The sequence below is a fragment of the Chitinophaga sp. YR573 genome (assembly GCF_900110995.1).
Classification (GTDB): domain Bacteria; phylum Bacteroidota; class Bacteroidia; order Chitinophagales; family Chitinophagaceae; genus Chitinophaga.
Genome location: NZ_FOJF01000001.1, coordinates 1,219,377 through 1,233,479 on the forward strand (window position 1 = coordinate 1,219,377; position 14,103 = coordinate 1,233,479).

Genomic DNA, 14,103 nt, shown 5'->3' on the forward strand with positions numbered 1-14,103 from the left:
TAAAAAATTAGCAGGCAGGCTATAAAGCCAGCCTGCTTTATTATCAGAATTCATTTAATCCCGCCTGTGCCTTTTGCACCATATCAGCGGCAGATTGCGTTTTCAGCGCATCCAGTTGGAAAGATGACAACAATGTTTCCAGTTGCTGCAGCTTTGCAGTATTATTCTCTTTTGTAAATTTCTCCCGCAGTAAGCGTATTTTCTCATAATCCTGTATACCTTCTCTCAGACGTTCAAAACGGATAGACGATCTCATACCGGGATATACAAAATAGGTGTCTCCGGCAGACCAGCTGCGGAAGCGGGAATCATGCAGCGGATCTTTCACCCAACTGTTATATGCCCAGCGCAGGTAACCATCAAAACCTTTCATTGCTGCGTACCAGCTTAACCAGGTGGCTTCAGCAGGTGGGGAAAATGTAAAGGTATTGGGATGTCCTTCATGGCAATAAGTATAATAAGTGGTGATGTCCCCACGCTTTTTTCTTTCAGCCAGTACTTCCGCAGGCATCACTTCTGCAGAAGCGATACAGAGGTCCACCAGGCCACTTTCTATTTCAGCATGATAACTACCCGCCAGTGATACTTTGAAGTCTTTATCAACGCTCTTTATAAGCGCAATGGTCCATTTCATATCTTCCATTGTACGCTCGTCCATCGCGATAGTAGTAATACTGAACCAGCCCTTTGCTTTAAGATGTTTTACAAAATCGGTGAGCATAGGACGCCAGTGAGCATCATACCCGGCGGAACCAGGTTTGGCGACAATAAAGGTATCCTTCCCTATTGCTGCATCATAATACCAGAACTTAAGGTTCCAGGGGATCATGCTATAACAGTTCACTTCCTTACGGATTCCCAGGTCCAGCATAAACTGCACCCACTTGTCAAAGATGGTATAGTCATAAGACCATTTGCCATTGGACTGCCTGGTCCATTTGATCATGCTGCCATAAATATCTTCCGTTTGCCCATTCCAGGGATCATATATCAGTGTAGTGGTAATCACCTTTTGGCCTGCATCAGCCAGCATTTTCATGTAAGGCTTCATTGCGGCAAAATGCGCAGGACTCCAGTCTTTTACTTTGTGCATCCGGCTGATGGCATACGGGCTTTGCCATAAATCCAGGTGATACTGCCATTTAGATGCCGGAGGCAGGGTATACGCTGATACCTGCACCTGGTAAGGCAGGGTTACTGTCCCTACCTTCACCACGCCATGATAAATACCCTCAGGAGTAGCAGCGGGTACTTTTATACTTAGCCACACCGGCTGTGTAGTATTGGCTGCTATATCCTGTTTCTTTACAATGTCTATGGCATCTTCTACCAGGGATGAATCGTAATCGGTTGTCTTCCGGTAACCGCAACCCGTGCCGTCCTTATTCAGCCCATCCGTCATTACATAACGTACAAAACTGGCTGTAGCAGGAATTGCATGCCCTTTACCATCCTGTAATGGCTGCACATTTACAGTGACGCCATTCAGAGGCTTTGTGGTCCATATCAGCAATTGTGTATGTACCTGCTCTCCTTTCCAGGCTTTTGTCTTCCATTCAGACTGTAGGCCTGCATCCGGGGGGCTGCCCTTCTTATAGCGGATATCTGCACTGGCAAAACTGACATGTAAGCCGGTAACGGCTTCCCAGGAAACCGGGGGTGCGGGATCAGGTAGATCCCGGTAAGGCAAATTTACCTGTTGCGCATAGGATGCACAGGTTAGGGCCATTGGTATGGTGGCCCAATAAAGTTTACTGAACATAAAGTGGTTTTGGTTTTAGCTGCTTTTCGACAGATAAAATACAAACAATAGCGGGAAAAGTGAAGTAAAAAAAAGCAGACGGTAAACCGTCTGCTTTTTTAAGAATGTATAATCCGCTTTAGCTGTAGATTGGTGACCGGTGCCACCACCAAAGGATATTTTTCAATTGTCACATAACTGGAGTCCAGACCGAAGCCTCTTTCTTCTGAAAGACTGATCTTTTTCAGGAAGAAGTACATCCTCATAACCAGGCGCTCATACAGCGGAAGGTCATTATCATGGGAAAGGAATTTTTCCATTACAATAAACTGGAAGTCGCCTACCACATTGTTCTTGCTCAATGATTCGTAACGACTGGTGATATTCACTTCCTTATTACGCACCATATCTTCCACCACCATGCGGAACATCAGATTAATACGCTGTTCCACTTTAAATCCTAACCTGAACTCTACGCGAATCACTTCATTAGGAATGATCGTCTGCACAGAATATTCACTGAGATAAGGTTCATCTACCACATCCACATGCACAAACCAGTAGATATCCGCCCTTTTAGGCTTCTTATTCAATATGGAGTAAATGATCTTATGTTCAATTTCTTTCGGGTTATCCGCACTGCTCATGTATACAAGGTGAGTAGCATACTTGGGGATAGTAGTATCGTTACTCAGTTCCTGCATGATAGGCAGATGATCTTCCAGACGCACGAATTCCACATACCTGTTTTTGATCTTACGGGATTTAAACCATACAATCATAATCAGGAAGAGGATGCCTGCAACTATTACAGTTACATAACCACCATGCATGAATTTCACCAGATTGGCAAAAAGGAAGGAAAACTCAATAGTAAAATAGATAATGAGGTAGATGAGGATCAGACTTAGCCGCACCCGTCGTGTATATAGATAGAACGCGAACAGGCAGGATGTCATCAGCATACAGATCGTTATGGACAAACCATAGGCCGCCTCCATCGCACTGGATTCTTTGAAGATCAGTACTATTGCCACACATCCAACAAAGAGCATGGTGTTAATACCGGGAATATATAACTGCCCACGCATTTCTGTGGGGTAATTGATTTTTAATTTAGGCCACAAGTTCAGCCGCATTGCCTCGGAGATCAGTGTAAAAGATCCTGAGATCAATGCCTGACTGGCGATGATAGATGCCAGTGTAGCGATGAGTACCCCAAAGATGACAAACCATTCAGGCATAATAGTAAAGAATGGGTTCTGATCTTTAGGGATGATCTGACCACGTTGCGTCAATAACCATGCACCCTGTCCCAGATAATTAAGGATCAGGCAGGTTTTTACAAATATCCAGGAAACCCGGATATTACCTTTTCCGCAATGCCCCAGATCGGAGTAAAGGGCTTCTGCCCCGGTAGTACAGAGGAATACCGCTCCCAGTATCATGAATCCGCGTGGATAGGTGGTCAGTAACTCAATAGCATAATGCGGACTGAACGCCTTTAATATAGAGAGATCATCAGCAAGATGCGACATACCCAGTATACCAAGCATTGAAAACCACACTACCATGATAGGCCCAAACAGTTTTCCGATGGATACAGTACCAAACTGCTGTACAACAAAAAGTCCTGTTATAATGGTGAGTACGATCTTAACAATCGTCCACTGACTAAGGTCCTTAAATACTTCGAGTGTACGTAACCCCTCAATAGCAGAGGTTACCGTAATAGGTGGGGTGATGATACCATCCGCCAGCAGGGCAGCACCGCCGATCATACCAAATATTACGGCCCATTTGGCATGCCTTCTTACCAGGGCATATAATGAAAAAATCCCGCCCTCGCCCTTGTTATCGGCACGGAGTGTCAGGATCACGTATTTGATAGTTGTCTGTAAAGTCAACGTCCAGATGATACAGGAGATACCACCTATAATAAGCAGATCGCTTACGGGGTTATTACCTACTATAGCTTTGAAAACGTATAACGGAGAGGTTCCAATATCACCGTAAATAATACCTAGTGCTACTACTAAGCCGGCCAGGCTTACCCTGTTAATGTCTTCTTTTCTCACAAGTATGCAATTGATTAAAAAAGCGTCCAAAGGTAAGTCGAAATGTGGATATCTACAAATGAGTATTTGAACGGGTATCCCCCCAATGTGAAAACCCCGTCCTGACAATAAGCCAGGACGGGGTTTATATCTTCACTAGTGAAACACTTAGTTAGCAGGAGCTAAATCTACAGTGCTAGACTCACCAGGAGTGTTTTGTTTGATGAAGCGACCGCGATCGATACCTTGCTTGTCAGCCAGGTAATCAATAACTGCGTCTACTCTTCTGCTGCTCAGATCAACACCACCTTTCTTACCCTTAGCACCAGCGTGACCGGTAACCAGGATGTTACAAGATGGGCTAGTTCTCAGCGTGTTAGCTACGCTAGACAGAATTGCTTCGTTTTCTGCAGAAACTTTAGTAGAGTTACCTTTGAAAGAAGCACTTGGCAGAACCAAGGTATTGCAATCAGTCTTAACAACTCTGTCTTTGCAACATTCAGGATCTGGGCATTTACCAACACCATCAGCATCAACTGGCTGGCAATAAGTAGGCGTGATCAGCTGTTTGTCTTTGAAGTCAGGAACACCATCACCATCAGTATCTTTAGCAACACCGTGTACATCTACAGGAGCACCTGCTGGAGTATTAGGCTCACGATCGAATTGATCAGTTACGCCATCACCATCAGCATCAGGCAATACCGGAGTAGGCAGCTTCATGTGACGAGGAGCGCTCAGTTCGTTGTAAGCGTAGTTCAGAGGGTTTATCCACCATAATGGCTCAACGCGTTTAGCTGGATTACCAAGGTTGAAGTTCAGACGAATGCTTGTGTAGCTGAATGCATCTTTGTGGTTGCTAAATGGAGCAGAGTAACCGTCCAGATAGTCATCAAAGTACAGTGTGTATTTTTCTTCAACACCAATGTTGAAACGTTTAGACACTCTGAATGCAACACCAGTACCGAAGTCAGCACCGTGACGCAGTAATTGGTTGTCGCTTTTACGACCGATGCTAGCTCTGTTACCCTGTGAAGGAGCGTTAGATTCGTAGCTATCACCATAACCAAGAGCTTTCAGCTGGCTATGGATGTCTTTACGACTAGCTGTGAAATCAATACCAGAGTAATTATAAGCGGCATTGCTGCTATTCAACGCATCAACGTCAACATCGATCAGACCGAGGCTGTAACCACCGAATACATACCAGTTTACTTTAGGCTGAGCCTTGTAGAACAGGATGTTGCTCAGGGAAGCAATCAGGTCGAAAGACAACTGGTGAGTAGCTGTTTTGTAGTTAGGAACAATCATACCGCCGTTCGCAGCAGCTGTAGCAGCCCATGCACTACTATTGTTCGTAATAACTGGTCTTAATCTGTAGTCCATACCCTTATCGAAAGAACCAGTGTATTCAGCTCTTACAGAAAAAGTGTGACCAAGTGATTTTCTCAGAGAGATACCGCCACCAAATCCTGGTCTAGCAGGAATGGTACCGTTGATCACATGCAATCCACCATGGAAACCTAATTCCCACATATCGCGAGGTTTCGCAGGGAAATCATACTGGTGGTTGGAGAAGTTGTTCTGTTGGGCCTGTCTTGAAGCTGGAACTTTGGTTGAATCCAGGGCGTCATAAACAGGGGTAACTTGTGCAAAACTGGTAGACGCCGCTAAGAGCATAGCGCCGCCCAGTAATAAGTACTTTTTGCTTGCCATAATTGTTTTCTATTTAAAAACTGTTAAAAATTTACTAATAACCCGTTTTTTTACCCAGCAAAGGTAAAATTCTCAAACGATAATTCAAATTTTTGTTGCAATATTATTTTCATTGATAACTACTTAACTATTAGCGCTTAGTCAAAACAAATGCCATACCTTAATTTGGTTTGGTATATAACGAATAAGCATATTTGTTATAACTAAAACAAAGTAATGTTAAAGTTATGTTACTCCCTTATATACAAATTAGGGGCCAAATTGTTAAATTTTAACTTTAAAAGCATAGCTTAGCAATCTTTTTAGTACACCTATGGACGAAATTAAACACCTGATCAGTAAGGAATTACGAGATTTTGAAAGCAAATTTGCAGACTCTGTAAAAAGTCATGTCCCCCTGTTGGACAGGATCATGCATTACATCGTTAAACGCAAAGGAAAGCAGATCAGGCCCATGTTTGTACTCCTTTCCGCAAAACTCTTCAGTAACGACATACAGGAAGGTACCTACAGAGCAGCCGCACTTGTAGAACTTCTTCATACAGCCACTCTCGTTCATGATGATGTTGTGGATGATGCCAATGAAAGACGCGGATTTTTCTCTATCAACGCTTTGTGGAAAAATAAGATCGCAGTTCTCGTAGGAGATTATTTATTATCTAAAGGATTGTTATTGTCTCTTAATAATAATGATTTCAGATCCTTACAGATACTCTCCGAAGCCGTAAAGGAAATGAGCGAAGGTGAATTACTACAGATAGAGAAAACCCGCAAGCTTAATATTAAAGAAGACATCTACTTCGAAATCATTCGCCGTAAAACAGCATCCCTGCTGGCTTCTGCCTGTGCAGCAGGCGCATGGAGTACCACTGCAGATGAGGAAATCACAGAAAAGATGCGCCTCTTTGGAGAAAAGGTGGGAGTCGCCTTCCAGATCAAAGACGACCTCTTCGACTATGGCTCCGACAAAATAGGCAAACCTACCGGTATAGATATCCGGGAAAAGAAACTCACACTACCTCTTATTTATACTCTCGAACACGCCACTACTGAAATCAGACGCCGTATTATCAACATTGTGAAGAATCACAACACAGATAAAGAACGTGTAGCTGAAGTCATAGAACTGGTGAAAACCTCTGGTGGCATTGAATATACCAGAGATAAAATGTTCGAATACAGGGACGAAGCCCTTGCAATCCTCCACAGTCTTCCCGAAAATGACATCCGGGCCGGGTTAGAAACTCTCGTTAGATATACAACAGACCGTACTTTTTAAAATATAAAACCTATCTTCCGACAAAAGAGACAATTTAACCTTCTTTAGATACTACAACTAATACGCCTTGATGCAAAAACGCTGGACAGTAAGATCTTATCAACCTAAACAGGAAGCATTGCTACAGTCCTTACTGCGCATACACCCCCTGTTATGCAGGTTACTGGTACAGCGGGGAATGCATACGTATGAGGAATCCCGGTTATTTTTTCGCCCTACCCTGGCCGATCTTCACGATCCCTGGTTAATGAAAGACATGGACAAAGCGGTTTCCCGCATTGAACATGCCTTTTTCATGAAAGAAAAAATACTGGTATTCGGAGATTATGATGTGGACGGTACCACTGCCGTGGCTACTGTATATGATTTTCTACACGCCTTATATGATAATATAGAATTTTATATCCCTCACCGTTACCGCGAAGGATACGGTATATCCACACAGGGTATAGAATATGCCCGTGATAATGATGTAAAACTTGTGATAGCACTGGATTGCGGGATTAAAGCCGTGGAACAGATCACCTGGGCAAAAGAGCATGGGATTGATTTTGTAATATGTGATCACCACCTGCCGGATGCCATACTACCTCCGGCTGTAGCGATATTAAACCCTAAACAGTACGACTGTCCCTATCCATATAAAGAACTGAGTGGCTGTGGTATTGGCTATAAGCTGATCTCCGCTTTTGCACAGAAACAGAATGTACCGGAACAAAGCGTTCACCGTTATCTCGACCTTGTAGCAACCAGCATTGCAGCGGATATCGTTCCTATGACAGGAGAAAACAGAGTGCTGGCTTTTCATGGACTTAAAAAGGTAAATGAATCCCCCCTTCCCGGTATACAGGCACTGATACAGCTGAGTGGTCTGAAAGAACAACTCACCATCTCTAACCTGGTATTCGTAATTGCACCACGTGTAAACGCTGCCGGTAGAATGGATGATGCCCGTAAAGCCGTTAACCTTTTCGTAGAAACAGATATGGAAAAGGCGATGGAGATCGCGAAAGTGTTACACGCTGATAACTTCGACCGTAAAGAAGTAGACAGCACTATCACCAAAGAAGCAGTTGCCATTATAGAAAATGATTTAGAATTACAGGGCCGTAAATCAACAGTACTCTATAAACCAGACTGGCATAAAGGTGTGGTGGGGATTGTTGCTTCCCGTCTTATAGATAAACATTATTACAGACCTACTATCATTCTGACACTCAGCAATGATAAAGTTGCGGGCTCCGCCCGCTCTGTGACCGGGTTTAACGTATACGAAGCTATCCATAAATGCAAAGATCTTCTTGAAAACTATGGAGGTCACTTTTATGCGGCAGGCATGACACTAAAGCCTGAAAATGTTCCTGCTTTTCAGGAACGATTTGAGCAGGTAGTTGCCGAAAGCATAGACCCAGAGCTACTGAAGCCGGAAATAGTGATCGATACAGAGATCACATTACACGATATTACACCCAAGTTTTTTAGAATACTCCAGCAATTTGAACCACTGGGACCAGATAATCTCCGGCCTGTTTTCCTTGTAAGAAATGTAATGGACAGCGGGTATTCCCGCCTGGTAAAAGATGAACACATAAAATTCTCTGTAAAACAGGGAAGGTCATCTATCTCTCATACAGGTATCGGATTCTACATGTCCGAAAAATTCCCCATTGTATCCACTCATCAGCCATTTGATATGGTTTTTACTATTGATGAAATTGAATGGAATGGTAAAATGAATCTGCAGTTAAAAGTAATCGATATCAGAAGTTCGAAACCCTAAGATTGTAGAGCTATTATCACAATTTGCTTATCATTCACCACTTTGGGTAATCTCACTTTCTCACATAAAAAAATCCCGTCCGGGTTATAGACCTCGGACGGGATTTATATTTATACGTTTATTTATTTAGTTCCTTTTCTCACCTTCCATTAATTCCACACTTCTGTTCACGAAGGCGGTAAGATCAGCACCTGTCAACAGGTTTTGTGATAACAACGCCAGGTCGGCCAGGTTACGCACTTTCTTCTGTTGTCTGTCTTCATCACCTTCATTCAGGATCTGCAAATAAATCGGATGATTTGCGTTTACTGTCATATTAATCTCATCAGGCATGCTGGCATACCAGCTCATTCCACTACCACCGGCTGCTGCCATATCTTTCATACGACGCATTAATTCCGGACGGGTTACAATTACCGGCTGCGCTTCAGCACTCAGACCTTTGAGTTCTACTTTAACATGCTGCTGTGGCAGGTGACCAAACAACTCTTTCAGTTTTGCTTCCTGGTCCTGTGACAACACGCTGTCTGCTTTTTCATTCTGATCAATCAGGTTATCAGTGATATCTGCATCCACACGGGTAAAGGATACTTTTTCCCATTTGGATTCCATCGTGTTGATAAACGCGGCATCTACCAGCGTATCCATCTTCACAATTTTATATCCTCTGTTTTTAGCAGCCTGTATATAGCTATCCTGTTGAATAGGATTAGTTGCATACAGGATTATCAGATTACCATCTTTATTAGTTTGTAAGGCGGTAGCTTCCTGTTTGTATTCCTCCAGTGTGTAATATTTGCTGGCATCCACATCCTGCATGATCAGGAACTTGTTCCCTTTTTCCTGGAACTTATCGTCTGTCATCATACCATATTTGGCAAACAAACCGATAGATTCCCATTTTTCTTCAAAACCAGGACGGTCGTTACGGAATATTTCATCCAGCTTATCCCCTACTTTCTTTGTAATATAAGCACTGATCTTTTTCACATTGGGATCTCCCTGCAGGTAACTTCTGCTAACATTCAGTGGAATATCCGGACTGTCAATAACACCATGCAGTAACATCAGGAATTCAGGAACGATATCTTTTACTTCATCAGTTACAAATACCTGGTTGGAATAAAGACTGATCTTATCCTTCTGTATTTCGTAGCTCTTATTGATTTTGGGGAAGTAAAGAATACCTGTAAGACTGAAAGGATAATCTACATTCAGATGAATCCAGAACAGTGGTGGTTCTGAGAAAGGATATAATTCCTTGTAGAAGTTCTGGTAATCTTCTGTAGTTAATTCACTTGGCTTTTTAGTCCAGGCGGGATTTGTATTGTTAATCTGTTTGTCGCCAAACTTCACAGGTACCGGCAGGAACTTACAGAACTTTTCAAGGATGGTTTGTATGCGATGCTCATCCAGGAACTCCTCACTTTCTTCATTAATATGCATCACGATGTCAGTACCGCGATCTTCTTTAGTAGTTTCTTCCAGCGTATATTCCGGACTGCCATCACATTCCCAGCGTACAGCAGCAGCACCTTCCTTATGAGATTTGGTAATGATTTCCACTTCATTGCTCACCATGAAGGAAGAATAGAACCCTAAGCCAAAATGGCCGATTATATTCGTTCCGTCACCCTGACCTTTATATTTAGTCAGGAACTCTTCTGCACCTGAAAAAGCTACCTGGTTAATGTATTTATCAACTTCTTCCGCTGTCATACCAACACCACAGTCGGAGATAGTCAGCGTTTTTTTCTCTATATCCAGTTTTACAGTTATTTCCAGGGCGCCCAGTTCGCCTTTGAATTCGCCAACACTGGCAAGGGTTTTCAGCTTTTGGGTCGCATCAACTGCATTACTCACCAGCTCGCGGATAAAGATCTCATGATCCGAATAGAGGAATTTTTTGATAATGGGGAAAATGTTCTCTGTTTGAACACGTATTGCGCCTTTCTGCATGGGTGTCAATTTTTAAAGAAGGGGTTCCAAAGGACATGCCAGCAGACGGATAGCTGACAAACTGTCCGCCTTATCTTAACAAATAATTCATGTACAGACATTTAGAACTCTAACACAAATGTTGTAGTTTTAATTACCATTAGCTTGAACATACCTAATATATAGTTATTACCCACCCCTGATAAACTAAACTGTCGTTTTACATGAAGAAAACTCTACTCTCGTTTCTTGTGGTTATCGGTTTTACACACGCCTATGCGCAAACACAACCGTCTCCACAGCCGTTGCCTTACCAACAAACATTTGATGCACTGCCCTCCACTTCTACCACCTACCCGGATGGATGGCAGGGATGGACACTTACGGGTTCCCCTTCTGCCGCTTTTAATACCGCCACTCCGTCAGCAGATAAAGCGCTGGCTACCGGTACTGCTTCCAGCACTACCAATGGTGTATATAATTACAACGGTAAACTGGGTTTCCTGAACAGTGGCAGTGTAGACAACTCCCTGGTACTGGCTATCAACACCAGCGGACAGGTAAACATCTCTTTTCAATATGATGTGATGACACTGCGCAATCCCTATGATGGCACCAGTAATACCCGCATCAATGAGGTGATCCTGCAATACCGCATTGGCAGTACCGGCAGTTTTACCAACATTACCGGTACGGAATATCAGAATACCACGACCACGCAGACTACTTCCGGAGTGACCACTCCCCTGGACCCTGCTACTAAAACACTGGTATTACCTGCTGACTGTAACAACCAGTCATTGGTGCAGCTCCGCTGGGTAAACCGGCAGATAAGCGGTGCTGGCTCACGTCCTTCCTTTGCCATAGACAATATAACAGCAGGAGGCAGCGGCGCGGATACCACACCACCTGCCATCGCAGCACTGCTGCCGGCAAATGGCGCTACTGACGTAGCACCGACTACACTGCCTGTCATTACCTTTACAGAAAACATACAGGCAGGCAGCGGACAGCTCATCCTCCATGATGTTACTACAGGTACACAACAGGCATTCCCTGTAAGCAGCCTTACCATCAGTAACGCAGCCCTTACTTTAACAGCAGCCCTTCACCCTCTGCAGACCTACTTTATTACATTGGACAGCGCTGCCATACTGGACCTGAGCGGTAATGTCTTTGCAGGCATTACAGACAGTACAACATGGCGGTTCAGCACCGGTGCTCAACAACTCATTTTTGACTTCAATAACTGTACTTCCGGCACCGGTACCCTCAGCGGTTTCACCCAATATAGTCTGAGCGGCGCTCAGGTATGGGATTGTACCACATTCGGACAAAACAGCACCAATGGTGTACAGATAAACGGCTATAGTGGTGGACCTGTTGAAAATGAAGACTGGCTGATATCTCCGGCATTTGACCTCACTAGCTTCGATTATCCGTTGCTGGGTTTTGCCAGCCGCACTGCCTTCGCCGGTCCTACCCTGCAACTGCTGGTATCTACCAACTACAGCGGAACAGGCAATCCTCACAATGCCACCTGGACGGCTATTAACGGGCGCTTCCCCCAGTTGCTGTCTGATGTATGGAAGACATCTGACAGTATAAATTTAGCCGCCTTTAAGCAGGCCAGCGTGTATGTAGCGTTTGTATACACTGCTTCCCCTACGCTTAATGCCGCCCGCTGGACAATAGACGATGTACATATCGGCAACAGTGTTACCGCACCGCTGCCTACAATTGATAAAAGCCCAGCCAGCATAGACTTCGACTATATACCTTCCGGACAACAATCAGCTCCTCAGTCGTTTACCTTCCAGGGCAACGATTTCACTGGTAACCTGACAATCACTGCTTCCGCAGGGTTCCTCCTGGCCAAAGACAGCAGCGGTTCTTATAGTCCGTCACTGACTTATACAGCTGCACAGGCAGACAGCCTGCAAACAGCCTGGGTGAAGTTCCTTCCTACCACCGCCAACCAGGCTTACAGTGGTAGTATCAGCTTCTCAGGAATCAGCACTCCTGATATTACCCTTTCCGGTACATCCCTGCGTTCGCTGAAAGTGGTGAACTGGAACATAGAATGGTTTGGCAGTCCGGCACAGAACCCGGCCAATGATAGCCTGCAACAGGCCAATGTGACCACTATCCTTAAAAAGCTGGATGCAGATATCTTTGCACTGGCAGAAGTAGTGGATACAGCCCGTTTCAGAACAGTGGTGAGCCAGTTGAACGGATATAGTTACATACTTTCTGACTTTGGCTCTTATGCAGACAGCATCACTGACCCGGATTATATCTCTGCCCAGAAACTGGCCTTTGTATATAAAACATCCATTGTCAGCAGCATTCGCTCTTATGGCGTATTAAGAAAAGGCGGTAGCAGTAACGCCTACTATAATTGGTCATCCGGCCGCTTCCCCTTCTTCATGGAAGCAAAAGCAAAGCTGAACGGTGACAGTGCCCGGATCAATTTTATACTGATCCATGCAAAAGCCAATACAGGCACCACCGCGGACAAGATCGCTTCCTGGCAGCGCCGGAAAGATGGCAACCTGGAATTAAAGGATTCCCTGGATGCACAGTACCCATCCAGCAACTTTGCGATCCTGGGCGATTTCAATGATGCACTGGATAAAACCATCACAACGGAAAGAGCGCCGGACACTACGACCTCTTATATAGACTTCATGAATGACACCATTCATTATAAACCACTTACGCTGCCGCTCGCCCTGGCCGGACAACAATCCACCACCTCTTTTAATACGGTGATAGATAATGTACTGGCCTCAGACGAACTGGCAATAGCTTATGTACCAGGCTCTGCCCGTGTACGTAAAGAAGTGGAAAAACTGGTAAGCAGTTACGGTACCACTACTACAGACCACTACCCTGTACAAACCAGTTACAACCTGCATACCCTGGCGAATCCGTTGCCTGTTAATAACTTCACCGCTGTTGAAGACTCAGGTAATGTGAAAATCAGCTGGCAGACACCATACGAGATCAATGCTGCCTATTTTGTGGTGGAACGCTCCCGTAACATGCGCAACTTTGACGCAATAGATACGGTTGCCGCACACGGTACCGTTAATCTGCCCAGCAATTACCTCACTTATGATACCCGTCCATGGCTGGGGTTATCTTTTTACCGGCTCAGAATAGTTGGGAAAGATGGTACAGTTACTTACAGTGATACACAAAGAGTTGTAGTGACACTCAGGGATATCTGGAAAAAACTTTTCTGGTGTATCTTTGGTCACCAGCTGCAGATATGGCTGGATATGGAAAAATATGGACCGGCTCAGCTGCAACTAATTGACATACAAGGTCATATCAGGTACCAGTCTCAGATTATGGTCAATAAAGGCAGAAACTTTAAAACATTGGATATCAATAATTTACCGACTGGCGTATACTTCCTTCGCGTACAAAGCCTGGAAGGCTCTCAGGTAAGCAAGATTTTAGTAAACCACTAAGTCTTTTTTGAAAACCAAACAGAAATAGGCCGTTTCCATCCCGGGAACGGCCTTTTATTTGCTCGTCTCCACATTTTGAGTATCTTTGCACTCCAAATTTTTTTATTAAC

The 14,103-nt window shown here is 44.2% G+C and carries 7 protein-coding genes; 3 read left to right on the forward strand and 4 right to left on the reverse strand.

All coding sequences use genetic code 11. The features are described from left to right. Positions 1-43: 43 nt before the first annotated feature. The 3 genes from BMW86_RS05105 to BMW86_RS05115 form a co-directional block, all read right to left on the reverse strand. Complete coding sequence (locus BMW86_RS05105) at positions 44-1,762, reverse strand: DUF4091 domain-containing protein (protein ID WP_089779582.1); 1,719 nt, start codon at positions 1,760-1,762, stop codon at positions 44-46. 98 nt (positions 1,763-1,860) lie between these two features. Further along, positions 1,861-3,819: a KUP/HAK/KT family potassium transporter gene (locus tag BMW86_RS05110; protein WP_255372852.1), complete on the reverse strand. Its 1,959-nt coding sequence runs from the start codon at positions 3,817-3,819 to the stop codon at positions 1,861-1,863. A gap of 147 nt (positions 3,820-3,966) precedes the next feature. Beyond that, positions 3,967-5,514: an OmpA family protein gene (locus BMW86_RS05115; RefSeq protein ID WP_089779586.1), complete on the reverse strand. Its 1,548-nt coding sequence runs from the start codon at positions 5,512-5,514 to the stop codon at positions 3,967-3,969. A gap of 313 nt (positions 5,515-5,827) precedes the next feature. Here BMW86_RS05115 and BMW86_RS05120 point away from each other — a divergent pair, with 313 nt between their 5' ends. Next, positions 5,828-6,793 (forward strand): polyprenyl synthetase family protein, encoded by a 966-nt coding sequence (locus tag BMW86_RS05120; RefSeq protein WP_089779588.1) that lies wholly within the window; start codon positions 5,828-5,830, stop codon positions 6,791-6,793. Between the two features lie 70 nt (positions 6,794-6,863). Further along, positions 6,864-8,573, forward strand: a complete 1,710-nt coding sequence (gene recJ, locus BMW86_RS05125; RefSeq protein ID WP_089779590.1) for a single-stranded-DNA-specific exonuclease RecJ — start codon at positions 6,864-6,866, stop codon at positions 8,571-8,573. A 126-nt stretch (positions 8,574-8,699) separates the two neighbouring features. Here the strand turns inward: recJ and htpG are convergent, their stop codons facing one another. Continuing rightward, a complete protein-coding gene (gene htpG, locus BMW86_RS05130) occupies positions 8,700-10,532 on the reverse strand; it encodes a molecular chaperone HtpG (RefSeq protein WP_089779592.1) in 1,833 nt (610 codons plus the stop codon). 203 nt (positions 10,533-10,735) lie between these two features. On the opposite strand from htpG, the gene BMW86_RS05135 reads away from it, so the two are divergent. Further along, a complete protein-coding gene (locus BMW86_RS05135; RefSeq protein WP_089779594.1) occupies positions 10,736-13,993 on the forward strand; it encodes an Ig-like domain-containing protein in 3,258 nt (1,085 codons plus the stop codon). Positions 13,994-14,103: the final 110 nt, after the last annotated feature.

What these genes read in the sequence shown, in the direction of transcription:
- BMW86_RS05105 (WP_089779582.1), bottom strand. Translation starts at nt 1,762, where the DNA reads ATGTTCAGTAAACTTTATTGGGCCACCATACCAATGGCCCTAACCTGT.
- BMW86_RS05115 (WP_089779586.1), bottom strand. Translation starts at nt 5,514, where the DNA reads ATGGCAAGCAAAAAGTACTTATTACTGGGCGGCGCTATGCTCTTAGCG.
- BMW86_RS05120 (WP_089779588.1), top strand. Translation starts at nt 5,828, where the DNA reads ATGGACGAAATTAAACACCTGATCAGTAAGGAATTACGAGATTTTGAA.
- recJ (WP_089779590.1), top strand. Translation starts at nt 6,864, where the DNA reads ATGCAAAAACGCTGGACAGTAAGATCTTATCAACCTAAACAGGAAGCA.
- htpG (WP_089779592.1), bottom strand. Translation starts at nt 10,532, where the DNA reads ATGCAGAAAGGCGCAATACGTGTTCAAACAGAGAACATTTTCCCCATT.
- BMW86_RS05135 (WP_089779594.1), top strand. Translation starts at nt 10,736, where the DNA reads ATGAAGAAAACTCTACTCTCGTTTCTTGTGGTTATCGGTTTTACACAC.